Consider the following 17,959-nt stretch of genomic DNA (forward strand, 5'->3'; position numbering starts at 1 on the left):
GGGCCGTCCCGGCTACCCGCTCCGGCGCCCCCTGCCCTGATAGAGCACGGCGGTGGACCGGGTCGGCACGATGCGCGGCTCCGTCCGGGCCGGACGGTCGCCGCCGCGCCACCGGCGCAGCAGCCAGGCCAGCGTGCCGCCCAGCTCCGGCCGGACCCCGCGCAGCCGCAGCGACACGCCGTGCCGGGCGCACTCGGCGACCAGCGCGCGGGCGTCCACGAACAACCGTGGGTCGTGGATTCCGCGCGGCACGGTGGGCAGCCGCTCGCCCACCTCCACCGCGACCAGCCGGGCCAGCAGCGTGTCGTTGAGCGTGTCGAGCACCAGCAGGCCGCCGGGGCGCAGCAGGCGGCACGCCTCGGCCACCGCCCGCCGCCAGTCCGGCACGTGCTCCAGCAGCTCGCCGGCGGAGACCACGGCGGCGCAGCCGTCGGCCAGGGGCACGGCGGTGGCGTCGCCCTGGAGCACCGTCACGCCGTGCGCGGCGGCCTGGTCGAGCGCGGAGCGGGTCAGGTCCACCCCGACGTGCCGGTAGCCCTTCCCGACCAGGTGCGGCGCCAGCAGCCCGGCTCCGCAGCCGAGGTCGACCAGCAGGTCGTCCGGGGTGGACGCGGGCGGCACCAGGGCCGCGCGGGCGCGGGCCAGCCAGTGCAGCATCGCGAACGCGCCGTCCGGCCGCCACCACTCCCCGGCCAGGTCGTCGTACTGCCGGGGGTCGTTCGGCGGCAGCACCCGGTGCGGTGTGGACACCGGGGACGCTTCTGGCATGGTCCGAGCGTGGCACGACTCCCCGGTAACGACCAGACTTCCCTTATGTCGACGCGGGTGTTAGGGCTGGTCAGGGCGAGCCATCCGGAGCCGGCGGCGGCGGTCGTCGTGGTCGCCGCGCTGCTCGCGGCCGGCGTCGGGCACTCCGCCGTCGGCGTCGCCGTGGTGGCGTTGACGGTGCTGGCCAGCCAACTCGCGGTGGGCTGGAGCAACGACCTGATCGACGCCGAGCGGGACGCCGCGGTGGGGCGTACCGACAAGCCGGTGACCACCGGCGCGGTCGCCCGGCCGACGCTCGCCCGCGCCACCGCGGTGGCCGCGGTCGCCACCCCGCTGCTGGCGCTGGCCGGCGGACCGGCCGCGGCCGCGTGCGCCACCCTGGGACTGGTCTCCGCGCTGCTCTACAACCGGCCGCTGAAGTCGACGCCGGTGTCGGTGCTGCCCTACGCGGTCTCGTTCGGCGCGCTGCCCGCCTTCGTGGTGCTGGCCCTGCCCGGCTCGCCCGCGCCACCGGCCTGGCTGGTGGCCGCCGCCGCGCTGCTGGGCGCCGGGGCGCACTTCGCGAACGTCCTGCCGGACCTGGCCGACGACGCCCGGACCGGCGTGCGCGGACTGCCACACCGGCTGGGGTCCGGGGGCAGCCGGCTGGCCGCCGCCGGGCTGCTCCTCGCGGCCACCGTCGCGCTGGTGTTCGGACCACCCGGGCCGCCGTCGTGGACCGGCCTGTCGGCGGTCGCCGCCGCCGTCGCGGTGCCGGCCCTCGGCTGGTACGCGGGACGCGCCGCAGCCCGGGCCGGGGGCCGGCCGGTGACCGCCTTCCGGGCGGTGCTGGTGGTGGCGTTGATCGATGTGGTGCTGCTGGTGGCGAACGGCCGGGTGGTCTGAGAAGTCCCCTGCGCGGGGGGCATTGCCGGGTCCGCGTGCGGGCCTCGATCAGCTCCAACTACCCTGGAGTGCGGTCTGCGCGGGTATGGCCACCCCGTGCCCGGGGGTCGACCGGGCGGGGATCGTGACGAGGAGGACCGACGTGACGCGCTCGATCAGGGGTTCCCGGGGGCCGGCCCTGCTGCTGGCCGGCACGGCGGCGGCGGCGAGCCTGCTGCTGTCCGGGTGCGGCGCCGGGCAGATCGCCGAGACCGCCAACAAGATCCCGTCGGTACAGGGCGTCAACGTCCAGACCTCCGACAACCTCTACAAGGTGCGCGGGCTCTACGTGCAGTTCCCGGGTCCGAAGGGCTACGAGGCGGGCGCGACCGCGCCGCTCAACGTCGTGATCTACAACGACAGCCAGGCCCCGGTGACCGTGACCGTCACCACCGACAGCGCCCGCGAGATCCTGCTCACCGGCGGTGCCGGGTCCAGCGGCGCGGCCACCCCGACCGGCTCGCCGACCGAGCCGGCCTCGGCCTCGCCGACCGCCGCCGACCCGAGCGCCTCGCCCAGCCAGTCGCTCGACGTCACCGGCTCGCCGTCGGCGGGCGGGTCCGCCTCGGCCAGCCCGTCGCCGTCGGAGAGCGAGTCGGCGCCCGCCGGCCAGCCGGCCCGGATCGAGATCCCGGCCCTCTCCTACGCCCAGCTGAACAGCGGCAACCCGCAGTTCCTCCAGCTGGTCGGCCTGAACCAGAAGCTGCTCGTCGGCCAGCAGGTCAACCTGACCTTCGACTTCGGCGGCGGCAAGGTGATCAAGACCCCGGCCCCGATCGGCGTCCCGCTCACCCCCGAGGCCGAGCCGTCCGCGGTGGTCAACCCGCGCGAGCACGCCGGCGAAGAGGGTGGCGTCGAGGGCGGCAGCCACGGCTGACGCCGTTCCCCGTTCCGCCGACACCGCCGTTCGTGGCCAGCGCCACGCCGGCGGTGTCGTCGTTCGGAGGGTGGGCGTTCGTCGTACCGTCCGGTTAGCGTCCTGAGGTGACCTCGCCCCGATCGACCTCCTCCCGTGCCGGCGCCGGCCGTGGTCGCGCCGCCGCCCGCGAACCCCGCCCGGCCTACGAGTGCGACGCGTGCGGTCACCAGCCGCCGAAGTGGGTGGGCCGGTGCCCCGAGTGCGGCGAGTGGGGCTCGGTGGTCGAGTGCACCGTCACCGGCCCGCTGGTCTCCGGCCGGGTGGTCAGCTCCCGGATGCCGGCCGAGCCGGCCCGGCCGATCGCCACCATCAGCGCCGCTCCGGCCCGTGCCCGGCCGACCGGGGTCAGCGAGCTCGACCGGGTGCTCGGCGGCGGCCTGGTCCCCGGCGCGGTGGTGCTGCTGGCCGGCGAGCCCGGCGTGGGCAAGTCGACGCTGCTGCTCGACGTGGCCCAGCAGTGGGCGGTCGGCGCGGGCAGCCCGTCGCTCGTGGTCAGCGGCGAGGAGTCGGTGAGCCAGGTGCGGCTGCGCGCCGAGCGGATGGGCACCCTGCACGACCAGCTCTACCTGGCCGCCGAGAGTGACCTGTCGGCGGTGCTCGGCCACCTCGACGCGGTCAAGCCGGGGCTGCTGGTGCTCGACTCGGTGCAGACCATCTCCACCACCGGCACCGAGGGCGTGCCCGGCGGGGTCACCCAGGTGCGCGCGGTCACCGCGGCGCTGGTCGCGGTGGCCAAGGAGCGGGGCATCGCCACCGTGCTGGTCGGGCACGTCACCAAGGACGGCCAGGTGGCCGGCCCGCGGGTGCTGGAGCACCTGGTCGACGTGGTGCTGCACTTCGAGGGCGACAAGCACTCCTCGCTGCGGATGGTGCGCGGCGTGAAGAACCGGTTCGGCGCGGCCGACGAGGTGGGCTGCTTCGAGATGCACGAGGGCGGCATCAGCAGCCTCGCCGACCCGTCCGGCCTCTTCCTGACCCGCTATTCCGAACCGGTGCCGGGCACCTGCGTGACGGTGGCGATGGAGGGGCGGCGGGCGCTGGTCACCGAGGTGCAGGCGCTGATCGGGGCCACCGTCGCCGGTTCGCCCCGGCGCACCGTCTCGGGTCTCGACGGCGCCCGGCTGGCCATGGTCCTCGCGGTGCTCCAGCGGCGCACCGAGCGGCTGACGCTGCACGACCGGGAGGTCTTCGCCGCCACGGTCGGCGGCATCCGGGTGGTCGAGCCGGCGGCCGACCTGGCCGTGGCGCTCGCCGTCGCGTCCGGCGGGCTCAACCTCGCGCTCAACGCGCACCTGGTCGCCATCGGAGAGGTCGGGCTGACCGGCGAGGTGCGCCGGGTCGGCGCGGTCCCCCGACGGTTGGCCGAGGCCGCCCGGCTGGGCTTCCGGCTGGCCCTGGTGCCGCCCGGCTGCGGCCCGGGCAGCAGCGGCGTCGCCCCGGAGAACATGCGCGTGATCGAGGTCACTGACGTGCGCGCCGCGCTCCAGGCTGCCGCCCGGGCGTCGGCGGAGTGACGGTGGGTAGCGCTGGGGCGGGAGCGGTCGGGCGAATCGGACAGGTCGCGCAGGCGGGCGGCGAGCGCCGGAGCCGGGCATCGTGACACATCACAGTAACCACGAGAGCACCCACCGCACCGCAGTCCGTAGACTGTGCCCGTGCCGATCGACCGCGATGCCACCAAGCCCGCAACGGCGACGCCGCACGCCCGCACCGGCGCCGTGAGCGGAAACCCCGCCCGTGCCGCCATCAGCGTGACCGTCACCGGGAGCGTCGGTGGGGCCGGTGGCGATCCGCTGCGGGCCAATCTCGCCCTGATGGCACCGGGCACCGCGCTCCGGGACGGCCTGGAGCGGATCCTGCGCGGCCGCACGGGCGCGCTCATCGTGCTCGGCTACGACAAGGTGGTCGAGCAGATCTGCACCGGCGGCTTCCCGATGGACGTCGAGTTCTCCGCCACCCGGGTCCGCGAGCTGTGCAAGATGGACGGCGCCGTGGTCCTCTCCAGCGACGGCACCCGGATCGTCCAGGCCGGCGTGCACCTGATGCCCGACCCGTCCATCCCCACCGAGGAGTCCGGCACCCGGCACCGCACCGCCGAGCGGGTGGCCCGGCAGACCGGCTACCCGGTCATCTCGGTCAGCCAGTCGATGCGGATCATCAGCCTCTACGTCAACGGCCAGCGGCACGTGCTCGACGACTCGGCGGCGATCCTGTCCCGGGCCAACCAGGCCCTGGCCACGCTGGAGCGCTACAAGCTGCGGCTGGACGAGGTCTCCGGCACCCTCTCCGCGCTGGAGATCGAGGACCTGGTCACCGTTCGCGACGCGGTGGCCGTGGTGCAGCGGCTGGAGATGGTCCGGCGGATCGCCGACGAGATCGCCGGCTACGTGGTCGAGCTGGGCACCGACGGCCGGCTGCTGGCACTCCAGCTCGACGAGCTGATGGCCGGCGTGGACGCCGACCGCACCCTGGTCATCCGCGACTACCTGCCCGTCGGCCGCAAGTCGCGCACCCTCGACGAGGCACTCGTCGAACTCGACCTGCTCACCGCCACCGAGCTGATCGACCTGGTGGCGGTGGCGAAGGCGATCGGCTACCCGTCCGCCTCCGACGCGCTCGACGCGGCGGTCAGCCCGCGCGGGTTCCGCCTGCTGGCCAAGGTGCCCCGGCTCCCGGCGGCCGTGGTCGACCGACTGGTCGTGCACTTCGGCAGCCTCCAGCGGCTCCTCGGTGCGACCGTGGAGGACCTCCAGGCGGTCGAGGGCGTGGGCGACGCCCGCGCCCGGGGCGTCCGCGAGGGGCTGTCCCGGCTCGCCGAGGCGTCCATCCTGGAGCGGTACGTCTGACCCGGCTCAGCCGGTGACGGTCAGCTTCACCGGCTCGCTGATCTTGGTGCCCACCCGGGCGAAGACCTGGTACGTGCCGATCGGGGCGTACTCGCCGTTGGCCAGCCCGCCGGCACACCGGTTGTCCAGCCGGCCGTTCCAGCCCAGCTCGTAGGCGCGCTCGAAGTTCGGCGTGAACGACTGCACGTCGTTGCCCTTGCCGGTGCCGCAGGTGTCCGACGACCAGATTTTCTCCGCCCCGGCCTTCACGTACAGCTCCTGCAGGTCGGCGCCGACGTTCCGGCTGCACGTGCGGTCCGAGACGTTCTTGACCTTCAGGCGCAGGGTGACCACGGTGCCCCGCTGGGCGCTGGCCGGCACCGCCACCGGCGTCACCAGCAGTTCGGAGTCGGTGCAGGTGCCGTCGTCGGAGACCGGTTGCCCGGATGCCCCGCCGTCGCCCGTGCCCGAGCCGCCCCCGTCGCTCGTGCCGCCGCCGCTGCTCGATCCCCCACCGTCCGAGCCGGTGTCGCCCGAGGCGCCCGGTGTCGGCGACGGGCTGCCCGACTGCGGGCTCAGCACCGAGCCCGACGGGCCCGGGGCCGCCCCCGCGGTGCCGCTCGGCGACGGGTTGCCGGACGGCGGGCCGGCGTTGCGATCCGTGCCCGTGCAGGAATAGAGCAGGACAATCAGGAAGAGCAGCCCCGCACCGAGCACGACGGCACGACGCCGCCAGTACACGGCGGGGGGCAGGGGGCCGACCGTCAGACGCATGATGCGCCTACCGTATCCGCGCGGTGCGCGACGCGTGGGTCCGACGCGCCGGTGACACCGCGCCGCCCGGCCCGAAGCATCCACAGTGGAGGGCGACGTTCACCGAGCGACGTCGCCGGACCACTCCCGGTCAGAGATAGACCTGGCGCTGGTAGACGGCGTGCGCCCCGGCCACCCGGTCGAGAAAGAGCAGCCCGGCGCAGTGGTCGATCTCGTGCTGCAGCGCGCGGGCCTCGAAGCCGTCGGTGACCAGTCGCACCGGCTCCCCGCTGCCCGGCAGCGCCCCCTCCACCACGAGGCGACTCGCCCGCTTCACGTCCCCGGTCAGATCCGGCACCGACATGCAGCCCTCGCGACCGGCCTTCCAGCGGGTCGCCTCCACCACCCGGGCGTTGCACAGCACGAACGTGCCGTGCACGGTGACCGCCTTCGGATGGCCGGTCACGTCCACCGCGAACACCTGGGCGCTCACCCCGACCTGCGGTGCCGCCAGGCCCACACAGCCCGGCGAGACCCGCATCGTGGCCACCAGATCGGCGGCGAGTCGCACCACCTCGGGGGAGGTCGGGTCGACCGCCGGGCCCGGCCGGCTCAGCACCGGCTCCGGGGCGGCCACCACCTGACGTACCTCGCCGGGGACGCCCAGCTTCTCCGGCGTCCAGCCGCCCAACCCGGCGTACTCCTCGGCGGTCACAGCAGGTCCGTGTCCGCCGGGCGCAGGCTGACCCCGACGCCCAGCTCCGCGGCGGCGCGGGTGAGCCGGCCGGCGACCTCGTCCGCGCTGCCCGGCGGCAGCTCGACCTCGGCGACCACCACGTAGAGCGATCCGGTGAGCCGGGTGCTCAGATCGGTCACGTTGCCGCCCGCGTCGGCCAGCACCCGGGTCATCGCCGCGACGATGCCCATCCGGTCCGCGCCGTGCACCGCCAGCACGTACGGCTCGCCCGCCACCGCGCTGCCACCGTCCGGGGTCACCGCGCGTACGGTGGCCAGCAGGTGCCCGTCGGCGGCGAGCGGGGCCAGCGCGGCCTCCACGTCGGCGGCGGCCGGGCCGACACAGATCAGGGTCATCGCGAAGTGTCCCCGCAACCGGGTCATCGTCGAGTCGGTGAGGTTCGCGCCCAGCCGGGCGAGGACCTCCGCGACGTCGGCGACGATGCCCGGCCGGTCCCGGCCGATGACGGTGATCGCGAGCTCGTTCATTCGGACATTCTGCCCCGCCGTCCATGATCGGCCGCGTCGGCCCACCCGGGTCGCCCAACCAGCGGGATCTCCGCCCGTGACATCATCGTCAGCGCCATGACTGAGCCCACCTTCGCCGCCCAGGTCAGCCGCTGGTACGAGCGCAACGCCCGCGACCTGCCGTGGCGCCGGCCCGGCATCGGCGCCTGGGCGATCCTGGTCAGCGAGGTCATGCTCCAGCAGACCCCGGTGGTCCGAGTGGTGCCCGCCTGGGAGGCGTGGCTGGCCCGGTGGCCGGAGCCGCGCGCGCTGGCGGAGGACACCCCGGCCGAGGCGATCCGGATGTGGGGCCGGCTCGGCTACCCCCGTCGGGCGGTGCGCCTGCGCGAGTGCGCGGTGGCCGTCGTGGAACGGCACGGCGGCGTGGTGCCCGACCGGCTGGACCAGCTGCTGGCGCTGCCCGGCGTCGGCACGTACACGGCCCGGGCGGTGGCGGCGTTCGCCTACGGGCAGCGCCACCCGGTGGTGGACACGAACGTCCGGCGGGTGGTGTGCCGGGCGATCGCCGGCGAACCCGACGCCGGACCGACCACCCGCCCGGCCGACCTGGTCGCCACCGAGGAACTGCTGCCGATCGAGCCGGCCGCCGCCGCCCTGGCCAGCGCGGCCTTCATGGAACTCGGCGCGGTGGTCTGCACCGCCCGCGCGCCCCGCTGCGCGATCTGCCCGGTCGAGTCGAGCTGTGCCTGGCGGGCGTCCGGCCAGCCGGCGCCGGCTGGCCCGACCCGCCGCCCGCAGCGCTACGCCGGCACCGACCGGCAGGTACGCGGGCTGCTCCTCGCGGTGCTCCGGGACGCCACCGGTCCGGTGCCGCACCAGCGGCTGGACCAGGTCTGGCAGGACGACGTGCAGCGGGCCCGCGCCCTGGCCGGCCTGGTGACCGACGGCCTGGTGGAACCGGTGGGCGAGGAGTCCTTCCGCCTGGCCGGCGACGGCCCCGCCGTCCCCCTCCCCTGACAGCCCCCCGGCCCCGGCCCCCGCCCCGGACCCCGGCCGGGGCCTGCCCCGTCGATCATGAAGTTGGCGGCGACAAATCGGACGCCACGTGCGGTCAACCTCATGATCGACGGGGCGAGGGCGGGCGTGAGGGCGGGCGGGCGGCACCGGGAGCGAGGTGCGGTGGGCATGGGAAAGGCGGCGGCCCCGGTGGCTTTCGCCAGCCGGGGCCGCCGCCCTCGATGTTCCGCCCGGATCAGGCAGCGTCGTCCGCGCCGGTGGCGGCAGTGCCGCCGAGGTCCGCCGGGACCGCGTCCGGCACGGCGTCCGGCCGGTCCGCGCCCCGGAAGACGAGCTTGGACTTGTCGATGTTCTCGGGGTCGCCCTCGCAGTCGACCACCACGATCTGACCCGGGGTCAGCTCGTTGAACAGGATCCGCTCGGAGAGGTTGTCCTCGATGTCGCGCTGGATCGTGCGACGCAGCGGCCGCGCGCCCAGCACCGGGTCGAAGCCCTTCTTCGCCAGGTACTTCTTGGCGTTGTCGGTCAGCTCGAGACCCATGTCCTTGTTCCGCAGCTGCGACTCGATCCGCTGGATCATGATGTCGACGATCGAGAGGATCTCGTTCTCGCGCAGCTGGTGGAAGACGATGGTGTCGTCGATCCGGTTCAGGAACTCGGGCCGGAAGTGCTGCTTGAGCTCGTCGTTGACCTTCTGCTTCATCCGGTCGTAGTTCGACTCGGAGTCCTCAGAGGCCTGGAAGCCCAGCGAGACGGCCTTCGCGACGTCACGGGTACCGAGGTTGGTGGTCAGGATGATGACCGTGTTCTTGAAGTCCACGATCCGGCCCTGGCCGTCGGTGAGGCGCCCGTCCTCGAGGATCTGCAGGAGCGTGTTGAACACGTCCGGGTGGGCCTTCTCGATCTCGTCGAACAGCACCACCGAGAACGGCCGGCGACGCACCTTCTCGGTCAGCTGCCCGCCCTCGTCGTAGCCGACGTAGCCGGGAGGGGCACCCACCAGCCGCGACACCGTGTAGCGGTCGTGGAACTCGGACATGTCCAGCTGGATCAGCGCGTCCTCGCTGCCGAAGAGGAACTCGGCGAGCGCCTTGGACAGCTCGGTCTTACCCACACCGGACGGGCCGGCGAAGATGAACGAGCCGGACGGGCGCTTCGGGTCCTTCAGGCCGGCCCGGGTCCGCCGGATCGCCTTCGAGACCGCCTTGACCGCGTCCTCCTGGCCGATGACGCGCTTGTGCAGCTCGTCCTCCATGCGCAGCAGGCGCGAGGTCTCCTCCTCGGTCAGCTTGTAGACCGGGATGCCGGTCCAGTTGCCGAGCACCTCGGCGATCTGCTCGTCGTCGACCTCGCTGACGACGTCCAGGTCACCGGCCTTCCACTCCTTCTCCCGCTGCGCCTTCTGACCGAGGAGCTGCTTCTCCTTGTCGCGCAGCTGCGCGGCCCGCTCGAAGTCCTGCGCGTCGATCGCGGACTCCTTGTCGCGGCGCACCTGGGCGATGCGCTCGTCGAAGTCACGCAGGTCCGGCGGCGCGGTCATCCGGCGGATCCGCATCCGCGCGCCGGCCTCGTCGATCAGGTCGATCGCCTTGTCCGGCAGGAAGCGGTCGGAGATGTAGCGGTCGGCCAGGGTGGCCGCCGCGACGAGGGCCGCGTCGGTGATGCTCACCCGGTGGTGCGCCTCGTAGCGGTCCCGCAGGCCCTTGAGGATCTCGATGGTGTGCGCCAGCGAGGGCTCACCCACCTGGATCGGCTGGAAGCGGCGCTCGAGGGCGGCGTCCTTCTCCAGGTGCTTGCGGTATTCGTCGAGGGTGGTGGCACCGATGGTCTGCAGCTCGCCACGGGCCAGCATCGGCTTGAGGATGCTGGCGGCGTCGATCGCGCCCTCGGCCGCACCCGCACCCACCAGGGTGTGGATCTCGTCGATGAACAGGATGATGTCACCGCGGGTGCGGATCTCCTTGAGCACCTTCTTGAGGCGCTCCTCGAAGTCACCGCGGTAGCGGGAGCCGGCCACCAGGGCGCCCAGGTCGAGCGTGTAGAGCTGCTTGTCCTTGAGCGTCTCGGGCACCTCGCCCTTGATGATCTTCTGGGACAGCCCCTCGACCACGGCGGTCTTGCCGACGCCCGGCTCGCCGATCAGCACCGGGTTGTTCTTGGTGCGGCGGGACAGCACCTGCATGACCCGCTCGATCTCCTTCTCGCGCCCGATGACCGGGTCGAGCTTGCCCTCGCGGGCGGCCTGGGTCAGGTTGCGGCCGAACTGGTCCAGCACGAGGCTGGTCGACGGCGCGGCCTCGCCCGGCGCGGCGCCGGCCGCGGCGGGCTCCTTGCCCTGGTAGCCCGAGAGCAGCTGGATCACCTGCTGGCGGACCCGGTTCAGGTCGGCGCCGAGCTTGACCAGCACCTGGGCGGCGACGCCCTCACCCTCGCGGATCAGGCCGAGCAGGATGTGCTCGGTGCCGATGTAGTTGTGGCCGAGCTGCAGCGCCTCGCGCAGCGACAGCTCCAGCACCTTCTTGGCCCGCGGCGTGAACGGGATGTGCCCGCTCGGCGCCTGCTGGCCCTGGCCGATGATCTCCTCGACCTGCTGGCGCACGCCCTCCAGGGAGATGCCCAGGCTCTCCAGAGCCTTGGCGGCGACGCCCTCACCCTCGTGGATGAGGCCCAGCAGGATGTGCTCCGTACCGATGTAGTTGTGGTTGAGCATCCGGGCCTCTTCTTGGGCCAGGACGACAACCCGTCGCGCTCGGTCGGTGAACCGCTCGAACATGCCCTCGTGCTCCTCACGTGCCGTGCGCCTTGATGGTCAGATCTCGGCGGGGCCGGTGCGCGGACGTCCGGGACGGCGTCCGTGCCTCCTTACTCTATCGCCGCGGACCGTCTCCGCTGAGGTCGTGTGTCCCCGCGAATGACCGTTCCGACGTCGTTTCTGACAACCGTCCACGCTCAGGAGGTGTTCCGGGACCCCTACCTGTACGCGCAGAGCGAAATTCGACCGGCGGTGGAAAGTCCCGGTCGGGGGGTTCGGGCGGGGTGTACGCGCCCGCCACGGTCGTCCACAGCCTGTGGACGGAATCTCCACCGCCTGTGGACAACCGGTCCGGACGGGGTTTTCTTCCCGCCGGCGCGGGGTCGGCCCGGAACCGGACACGCGGCACCCCGGGGCGGAAACGGCGACGCCGGCCCGGAGTCGCACTCCGGTCCGGCGTCGGGTCGCCCGTCTCACGAGGGTCGGGGTCAGTGCCCCGCCTTCGCGTGGTACTCGTCCACGATCTCCTGCGGGATCCGGCCCCGGTCGGAGATGTCCTTGCCGGCCTTCTTGGCCCACTCGCGGATGGCACGGTTCTGCTCACGGTCGGCGGTGGCGCCGCCCCGACCGCGCGCGGCCCGGCCGCCCACGACCACACCCCCACGACCCACCCGCGTGCCGTGCGCGATGTACGGCGCGAATACGTCGCGCAATTTTTCAGCGTTGGAGGCGGAGAGGTCGATCTCGTACTGCACGCCGTCGAGCGCGAACTTGACAGTCTCGTCAGCGTCCCCGCCGTCCAGGTCATCGACCAGCTTGTGAATGATCTGCTTGGCCACGTCCCACATTCCTTTCGAGCAGGGTCACGCTCCTGCGAATACTCGCAAGCACGATAACCCGCCCGATGCTTGCTCCGTCAATAGGACCGGGTAACGAGCCGGAGAAGGTTTGCGCGCCTACTCGGGCCGGACCAACGGGAACAGGATGGTTTCCCGAATTCCCAGGCCGGTCAAGGCCATCAGGAGCCGGTCGATTCCCATTCCCATACCACCGGCCGGCGGCATTCCGTACTCCATGGCCCGGAGAAAGTCCTCGTCGAGTCGCATCGCCTCGTCGTCGCCGCGCGCCGCGAGCTGCGCCTGGGCCACCAGCCGCTCCCGCTGCACGACCGGGTCGACCAGCTCCGAGTACGCGGTGCCCAGCTCGAAACCGAGCACGTAGAGGTCCCACTTCTCGGCCAGGCCCGGCTCGCTGCGGTGGGCCCGGGTCAGCGGGCTGGTCTCCTCCGGGTAGTCGCGCACGAACGTGGGCGCCTGCAGGGACGGCACCACCAGTTCCTCGAACAACTCCTCCGCGAGCTTGCCCGGTCCCCACTTCGGGTCGACGGAGAGGCCGACCTTGTCCGCGTACTCGACCAGGCGTGACCTTTCCGTGCGGACGGTGACCTCCTCACCGAGCGCTTCGGAAAGAACACCGAACAGCGTCACCGACCGCCACTCGCCGCCCAGATCGAACTCCCGGCCGTCGGCGTGCGTCACCACCGTGGAGCCGGCGACCGCGACGGCGGCCTGCTGCACGAGATTTCTCGTCAGCTCCGCCATCGTGTCGTAGTCGCCGTACGCCTGGTAGGTCTCCAGCATCGCGAACTCCGGCGAGTGCGAGGAGTCGATGCCCTCATTACGGAAGTTGCGGTTGATCTCGAAGACGCGGTCCACGCCACCGACCACCGCGCGCTTGAGAAACAGTTCCGGCGCGATTCGCAGATACAGATCGGTGTCGAGCGCATTGCTGTGGGTCACGAATGGGCGGGCCGCCGCGCCACCGTGCAGCAACTGCAGCATCGGCGTCTCCACCTCGATGAAGTCCTGCCCGTGCAGCGTGTCGCGCAGGCTGCGCACCGCGGTGGCCCGGGTGCGCACCATCTGCCGGGCCTGCGGGCGCACCACCAGGTCCACGTACCGCTGGCGGACCCGGGACTCCTCGCTGAGCGGCTTGTGCGCCACCGGCAGCGGGCGCAGCGCCTTCGCGGTGACTGCCCACTCGTCGGCCAGCACCGACAGCTCGCCGCGCCGGCTCGTGATCACCTCGCCGGTCACGCCGACGTGGTCACCGAGGTCGACCAGGCGCTTCCAGTCGGCCAACCGCTCCGCGCCGACCCGGTCCAGCGAGAGCATCGCCTGAAGCTCGGTGCCGTCGCCGTCGCGCAGGGTGGCGAAGCAGAGCTTGCCGGTGTTGCGGATGAAGATCACCCGACCGGTGACCGAGACCCGGTCCCCGGTGGCCGTGTCGGTGGGCAGCTCGGCGTAGCGCTCGCGGAGCCGCGCGAGCGTGGTGGTCCGCGGGAAGCCGACCGGGTACGGCTCGACCCCCTCGGCGAGCATCCGGTCCCGCTTCTCCCGGCGGACCTTCATCTGCTCGGGAAGGTCGTCGGCGGGGTCGGTGGGCAGGGCGTTCTGCTCGGTCACGGCACGCTTCCTCAGGCCTTGGGGAACAACGGCGGGGTCAGCCCATGAGCGTACTCAAGCGGCGTGGCGACCGTTACGGGATAACCTGCCCGCCATGACCGACCCCACTCCGGCGCTCTCGTTCGGCGCCGCCGCCGCCGCGTACGACCGGTTCCGGCCCCGCTATCCCGAGGCGGCCCTGCGCTGGGCGCTGGACGGGCTGGACGCCCCGGCCCGGGTGGTGGACCTCGGCGCCGGCACCGGCATCCTCACCCGGGGCCTGCTGGCGCTCGGGCAGCACGTCGTACCCGTGGAGCCGGATCCGGGGATGCGGGCGCAACTCGCGGCCGCCACGCCGGGCACGACGGCGCTGGCGGGCGGCGCGGAGGCGGTGCCGCTGCCGGACGTGTCGGCGGACGCCGTGCTGGCCGGGCAGGCCTACCACTGGTTCGACCGGGAGCGGGCGCACGTCGAGATCGCCCGCGTGCTGCGCCCGGGCGGCACGTTCGCGCCGGTGTGGAACGTCCGGGACGAGCGGGTCGCCTGGGTGGCCGAGCTGACCCGGATCGCCCACCTCGGCGACACCGCCGGTGACGTGACCGGCCGGTACGCCGACTTCGGTCCCGCCTTCACGCCGGTCGAGGTGGGCGAGTTCGCGCACGCGACCACGCTCACGCCGGACCAGGTGGTGGGCATGCTGCACACCCGGTCGTACTGGCTGACCGCCACCCCGGCGGAGCGGGCCCGGGTCGACGACGGGCTGACCGAGCTGTTCGCCGGCCACCCCGACCTGGTCGGCCGGGACACCGTCGAGCTGCCGTACCGGACGCTCGTGCTCCGGGCCCGCCGGCGTTAACAGGGGGCCCTTCCTCTACCGGAGGCGTTAAGAGGGGGCCCTTCCTTGCACCTCAGGTGTTGCGCTCGTAGACCATCCGCAGGCCGATCAGGGTGATCATCGGCTCGTGGTGGGTGATGGTGCGGCACTCGCCGAGCACCAGCGAGGCCAGGCCGCCGGTGGCGATCACCGCCCTGACGTCGCCCAACTCCTCGGACATCCGCTCGACGATCCGGTCGACCTGGCCGGCGAAGCCGAAGTAGAGACCGGCCTGGAGGCACTCGACGGTGTTCTTGCCGATCACCGAGCGGGGACGGGTGGCCTCCACCTTGCGCAACTGGGCGGCGCGGGCGGCCAACGCGTCGAAGGAGATCTCGATGCCGGGCGCGAACGCCCCGCCGAGGAACTCGCCCCGGTCGCTGATCACGTCGAAGTTGGTGGTGGTGCCGAAGTCCACCACGATCGACGGCCCGCCGTAGAGCGTGTACGCGGCCAGCGTGTTCACCACCCGGTCCGCGCCCACCTCCTTCGGGTTGTCGATGGCGAGCTGCACGCCGGTGCGGACGCCGGGCTCGACGATCACGCTGGGCAGGTCCGCGTAGTAGCGGCCAAGCATGGTGCGCAGCGAGCGCAGCGCCGCCGGCACGGTCGAGCAGGCGGCCACCCCGGTGATCTCCACGGCGTCACCGGCCAGCAGCCCGCGGAACATCAGGCCCAGCTCGTCCGCTGTGGAACGGGCGTCGGTCTTGATCCGCCAGGAGTGCACCAGCTTGTCGCCGTCGAAGGTCGCCAGCACGGTGTTGGTGTTTCCGATGTCGATGCAGAGCAGCACAGCGGCAGCCTAGACGGCGCTCGCGCCGCGGTCGAAGCGCGCGGAGTGAGCCGGGGTGGCGAGCCGCACGTCATTCCTCGCGCAGGTCGAGGGCGATGTCGAGGATCGGCGACGAGTGGGTGAGCGCGCCGACGGAGAGGTAGTCGACACCGGTGGCCCCGTACTCGGCCGCCACCGGCAGGGTCAACCCGCCGGTCGCCTCCAGCTCCGCCCGGTCGCCGACCGCGGCCACCACGTCGCGCAGCTGCGCCGGGGTCATGTTGTCCAGCAGCAGGAACCCGGCCCCTGCCTCGACCGCCTCCACCGCCTCGGCCAGGGTGTCCACCTCCACCTGCACCGGAACCTCCGGGAACGCCGCCCGGACCCGGCGGAACGCCGCCCCGATCCCGCCCGCGCCCACCTTGTGGTTGTCCTTGATCATGGCGACGTCGTAGAGGCCCATCCGCTTGTTGGTGCCACCGCCGGCCCGGACCGCGTACTTCTCCAGCGCGCGCAGCCCCGGCGTGGTCTTGCGGGTGTCGAGCACCATGGCCTTCGTGCCGGCGAGCGCGTCGGCCCAGGCCCGGGTGTGGGTCGCCACCCCGGACATCCGGGAGAGCAGGTTGAGCGCCGTCCGCTCGGCGGTGAGCAGCAGCCGGGTCGGCCCGGTCACGGTGGCCAGCACGTCGCCGCGCGCCACCCGCTGCCCGTCGTGGGCCACCAACGACACCTCGACCGTACGGTCGGCGCCGGTCACCTCGCCCACCAGCTCGAACACCGCGGCCGCCACCGGCAGCCCGGCCACCACGCCGTCCGCGCGCGCCACCAGGTCGGCCGTGTCCTGCTGTTCGGCCGGAATGGTGGCGACGCTGGTGACGTCGAGGAAGTCCGGGCCGAGGTCCTCGGCCAGGGTGTCGACGACGATCCGCCGGATCGACTCCGGGTCCAGGCCGCCGTCCCGCAGCGCCCGCCGCGTCGACTCGATCACGAAACATCCTCCCAGTTCTCGGTCAGCCGCCCGTCCGGGCCCACCTCGGCCACCAGGTGGCCCCGCCACCTGTCGTCCGCCGACGGGAAGTCCTCCCGCCAGTGGCAGCCCCGGGTCTCCCGCCGGGCGTACGCGGCGGCGACCAGCGTCGACGCCACCGTGATCAGGTTCGTCGCCTCCCAGTCGGCGGTACGCGGCACGCCCCGACCCGCGCCCAGCGCGGTGAGCGCGGCGGCGGTGCCGGCCAGCGTGTCCGCCGAGCGGAGCACGCCCGCGCCCCGGGTCATCGCCCGTTGCAGGTCCGGCGTGCCCCCGGCCGGCACCAGCCAGCCCTGCCCGCCGACCCAGGCGCCGGTCTCCGCCGGCCGGACCTGCTCGGGCAGACCGGCGGCGATGTCCTCGGCGATCCGGCGGGAGAAGACCAGCCCCTCCAGCAGCGAGTTGCTGGCCAGCCGGTTGGCGCCGTGCACCCCGGTGCAGGCCACCTCGCCGCAGGCGTACAGGCCGGGGATCGAGGTGCGGCCGCGCAGGTCGGTCCGGACGCCGCCCGACGCGTAGTGGGCGGCCGGGGCCACCGGGATCAGGTCGGTCGCCGGGTCCACGCCGATGGCCAGGCAGGACGCCACGATGGTGGGGAACCGCCGGGCCAGGAAGTCGCCGCCGAGGTGCCGGGCGTCCAGGTGGACGTGGTCCACGCCGGTGGCGAGCAGGACCCGGTGGATGCCCTTGGCCACCACGTCGCGGGGGGCCAGCTCGGCCAGCTCGTGCTGGCCGACCATGAACCGCTTGCCGTCGCCGTCGACCAGGTGGGCGCCCTCGCCCCGCAGCGCCTCGGAGACCAGCGGCTGCTGCGCCAGGCCGGCGCCCGGCCCGCCGGCCGGCACGATCAGCGCGGTCGGGTGGAACTGGACGAACTCCAGGTCGGTGACGGCCGCGCCGGCGCGCAGCGCGAGCGCCACCCCGTCGCCGGTGGAGACCGCCGGGTTGGTGGTGGCGGCGAAGATCTGCCCCATCCCGCCGGTGGCCAGCACCACCGCGCGGCCGAGGACGGCGCCGACGCCGTCCTCGCTGCCCTCACCGAGCACGTGCAGGGTGATCCCGCAGGCCGGACCGAGTCCGCCCGGCCCGTCGCCGGGCGCGCGCAGCAGGTCCAGCACCAGCGCGTGCTCGACCAGCCGGATCCAGGGGTCGCGGCGTACCGCCGCGTGCAGCGCCCGCTGCACCTCGGCGCCGGTGGCGTCGCCGCCGGCGTGCACGATCCGGTCGGCCCGGTGCCCGCCCTCCCGGGTGAGCATCAGCGAGCCGTCCGGGTTGCGGTCGAACTCCGCCCCGATCCGCATCAGCTCGCGGAGCCGGGTCGGGCCCTCCTCCACCAGCGCCCGCACCGCGGCCGGGTCGCAGAGGCCGACGCCGGCCACCTCCGTGTCGTACGCGTGCGCGCCCGAGCTGTCCGCCGGGTCCAGCACCGCGGCGATGCCGCCCTGCGCCCAGCGGGTGGAGCCCTCGTCCATGTCGACCTTGGTGACGACGGTGACGTGCAGGCCGGCCTCGCGCAGGTGCAGCGCGGCGGTCAGCCCGGCGACCCCGGAGCCGACCACGATGACGTCGGTCGTCTCCACCCAACCGGGCGCGGGCGCGGCGAGCAGCCGGGGCAGCGCCGGCAGGTCGACGGTGGATAGGTCCATGCGGACAGTCAACCCGAAGCGTCCTCGCTCCGGGC

At 73.4% G+C, this 17,959-nt stretch carries 16 protein-coding genes; 6 read left to right on the forward strand and 10 right to left on the reverse strand.

The window, feature by feature from the left end:
- Positions 1-12: 12 nt before the first annotated feature.
- Positions 13-768, reverse strand: a complete 756-nt coding sequence (locus tag ACN27B_RS07500; RefSeq protein WP_091568718.1) for a methyltransferase domain-containing protein — start codon at positions 766-768, stop codon at positions 13-15.
- 45 nt (positions 769-813) lie between these two features.
- Here ACN27B_RS07500 and ACN27B_RS07505 point away from each other — a divergent pair, with 45 nt between their 5' ends.
- The 4 genes from ACN27B_RS07505 (at position 814) to disA (ending at position 5,457) form a co-directional block, all read left to right on the forward strand.
- Positions 814-1,653: a UbiA family prenyltransferase gene (locus tag ACN27B_RS07505; protein WP_422744089.1), complete on the forward strand. Its 840-nt coding sequence runs from the start codon at positions 814-816 to the stop codon at positions 1,651-1,653.
- Positions 1,654-1,795: 142 nt separating this feature from the next.
- Positions 1,796-2,569 (forward strand): hypothetical protein, encoded by a 774-nt coding sequence (locus tag ACN27B_RS07510; RefSeq protein ID WP_422744091.1) that lies wholly within the window; start codon positions 1,796-1,798, stop codon positions 2,567-2,569.
- Positions 2,570-2,676: 107 nt separating this feature from the next.
- Positions 2,677-4,125, forward strand: coding sequence for a DNA repair protein RadA (radA, locus tag ACN27B_RS07515; RefSeq protein ID WP_099163409.1), 1,449 nt, complete (start codon positions 2,677-2,679; stop codon positions 4,123-4,125).
- A 141-nt stretch (positions 4,126-4,266) separates the two neighbouring features.
- Positions 4,267-5,457: a DNA integrity scanning diadenylate cyclase DisA gene (gene disA, locus ACN27B_RS07520; protein WP_091576858.1), complete on the forward strand. Its 1,191-nt coding sequence runs from the start codon at positions 4,267-4,269 to the stop codon at positions 5,455-5,457.
- A 6-nt stretch (positions 5,458-5,463) separates the two neighbouring features.
- Here the strand turns inward: disA and ACN27B_RS07525 are convergent, their stop codons facing one another.
- The 3 genes from ACN27B_RS07525 to ACN27B_RS07535 all read right to left on the reverse strand — a co-directional run bounded on the left by ACN27B_RS07525 (position 5,464) and on the right by ACN27B_RS07535 (position 7,413).
- Complete coding sequence (locus ACN27B_RS07525; RefSeq protein WP_099163408.1) at positions 5,464-6,210, reverse strand: hypothetical protein; 747 nt, start codon at positions 6,208-6,210, stop codon at positions 5,464-5,466.
- Positions 6,211-6,340: 130 nt separating this feature from the next.
- The gene (locus tag ACN27B_RS07530) at positions 6,341-6,904 is read right to left on the reverse strand and encodes a peptide deformylase (RefSeq protein ID WP_099163407.1); all 564 of its coding nucleotides are present in this window, start codon (positions 6,902-6,904) and stop codon (positions 6,341-6,343) included.
- Positions 6,901-7,413, reverse strand: coding sequence for a glycine cleavage system protein R (locus ACN27B_RS07535; RefSeq protein ID WP_099163406.1), 513 nt, complete (start codon positions 7,411-7,413; stop codon positions 6,901-6,903). Before ACN27B_RS07535 ends, ACN27B_RS07530 begins: the two co-directional genes overlap by 4 nt.
- Positions 7,414-7,509: 96 nt before the next feature.
- On the opposite strand from ACN27B_RS07535, the gene ACN27B_RS07540 reads away from it, so the two are divergent.
- Positions 7,510-8,409, forward strand: a complete 900-nt coding sequence (locus ACN27B_RS07540; RefSeq protein ID WP_422744095.1) for an A/G-specific adenine glycosylase — start codon at positions 7,510-7,512, stop codon at positions 8,407-8,409.
- 235 nt (positions 8,410-8,644) lie between these two features.
- Here ACN27B_RS07540 and ACN27B_RS07545 read toward each other — a convergent pair whose 3' ends face one another.
- The 3 genes from ACN27B_RS07545 to lysS form a co-directional block, all read right to left on the reverse strand.
- Positions 8,645-11,182, reverse strand: a complete 2,538-nt coding sequence (locus ACN27B_RS07545) for an ATP-dependent Clp protease ATP-binding subunit (RefSeq protein WP_099163404.1) — start codon at positions 11,180-11,182, stop codon at positions 8,645-8,647.
- A 467-nt stretch (positions 11,183-11,649) separates the two neighbouring features.
- Positions 11,650-12,000 carry a histone-like nucleoid-structuring protein Lsr2 gene (locus ACN27B_RS07550; protein WP_172967898.1) on the reverse strand — a complete coding sequence of 117 codons (351 nt, stop codon included), beginning with the start codon at positions 11,998-12,000 and terminating at the stop codon, positions 11,650-11,652.
- A 117-nt stretch (positions 12,001-12,117) separates the two neighbouring features.
- Positions 12,118-13,626 (reverse strand): lysine--tRNA ligase, encoded by a 1,509-nt coding sequence (gene lysS, locus ACN27B_RS07555; protein WP_091568691.1) that lies wholly within the window; start codon positions 13,624-13,626, stop codon positions 12,118-12,120.
- A gap of 94 nt (positions 13,627-13,720) precedes the next feature.
- On the opposite strand from lysS, the gene ACN27B_RS07560 reads away from it, so the two are divergent.
- Positions 13,721-14,461 (forward strand): class I SAM-dependent methyltransferase, encoded by a 741-nt coding sequence (locus ACN27B_RS07560; protein WP_422744098.1) that lies wholly within the window; start codon positions 13,721-13,723, stop codon positions 14,459-14,461.
- A gap of 52 nt (positions 14,462-14,513) precedes the next feature.
- Here the strand turns inward: ACN27B_RS07560 and ACN27B_RS07565 are convergent, their stop codons facing one another.
- The 3 genes from ACN27B_RS07565 to ACN27B_RS07575 form a co-directional block, all read right to left on the reverse strand.
- Entirely contained in the window at positions 14,514-15,272 is a 759-nt protein-coding gene (locus tag ACN27B_RS07565) for a type III pantothenate kinase (RefSeq protein ID WP_099163401.1), read from the reverse strand.
- A gap of 70 nt (positions 15,273-15,342) precedes the next feature.
- Positions 15,343-16,239, reverse strand: a complete 897-nt coding sequence (gene nadC, locus ACN27B_RS07570) for a carboxylating nicotinate-nucleotide diphosphorylase (protein ID WP_099163400.1) — start codon at positions 16,237-16,239, stop codon at positions 15,343-15,345.
- Positions 16,236-17,924, reverse strand: a complete 1,689-nt coding sequence (locus ACN27B_RS07575; RefSeq protein ID WP_422744101.1) for an L-aspartate oxidase — start codon at positions 17,922-17,924, stop codon at positions 16,236-16,238. The genes nadC and ACN27B_RS07575 overlap by 4 nt, the downstream gene beginning before the upstream one ends.
- Between the last annotated feature and the right edge of the window lie 35 nt (positions 17,925-17,959).

This window comes from Micromonospora sp. WMMD754 (assembly GCF_049315235.1).
Taxonomy (GTDB): domain Bacteria; phylum Actinomycetota; class Actinomycetes; order Mycobacteriales; family Micromonosporaceae; genus Micromonospora; species Micromonospora sediminicola.

What these genes read in the sequence shown, in the direction of transcription:
- ACN27B_RS07500 (WP_091568718.1), bottom strand. Translation starts at nt 768, where the DNA reads ATGCCAGAAGCGTCCCCGGTGTCCACACCGCACCGGGTGCTGCCGCCG.
- ACN27B_RS07505 (WP_422744089.1), top strand. Translation starts at nt 814, where the DNA reads ATGTCGACGCGGGTGTTAGGGCTGGTCAGGGCGAGCCATCCGGAGCCG.
- ACN27B_RS07525 (WP_099163408.1), bottom strand. Translation starts at nt 6,210, where the DNA reads ATGCGTCTGACGGTCGGCCCCCTGCCCCCCGCCGTGTACTGGCGGCGT.
- ACN27B_RS07535 (WP_099163406.1), bottom strand. Translation starts at nt 7,413, where the DNA reads ATGAACGAGCTCGCGATCACCGTCATCGGCCGGGACCGGCCGGGCATC.
- ACN27B_RS07540 (WP_422744095.1), top strand. Translation starts at nt 7,510, where the DNA reads ATGACTGAGCCCACCTTCGCCGCCCAGGTCAGCCGCTGGTACGAGCGC.
- ACN27B_RS07545 (WP_099163404.1), bottom strand. Translation starts at nt 11,182, where the DNA reads ATGTTCGAGCGGTTCACCGACCGAGCGCGACGGGTTGTCGTCCTGGCC.
- ACN27B_RS07560 (WP_422744098.1), top strand. Translation starts at nt 13,721, where the DNA reads ATGACCGACCCCACTCCGGCGCTCTCGTTCGGCGCCGCCGCCGCCGCG.
- ACN27B_RS07575 (WP_422744101.1), bottom strand. Translation starts at nt 17,924, where the DNA reads ATGGACCTATCCACCGTCGACCTGCCGGCGCTGCCCCGGCTGCTCGCC.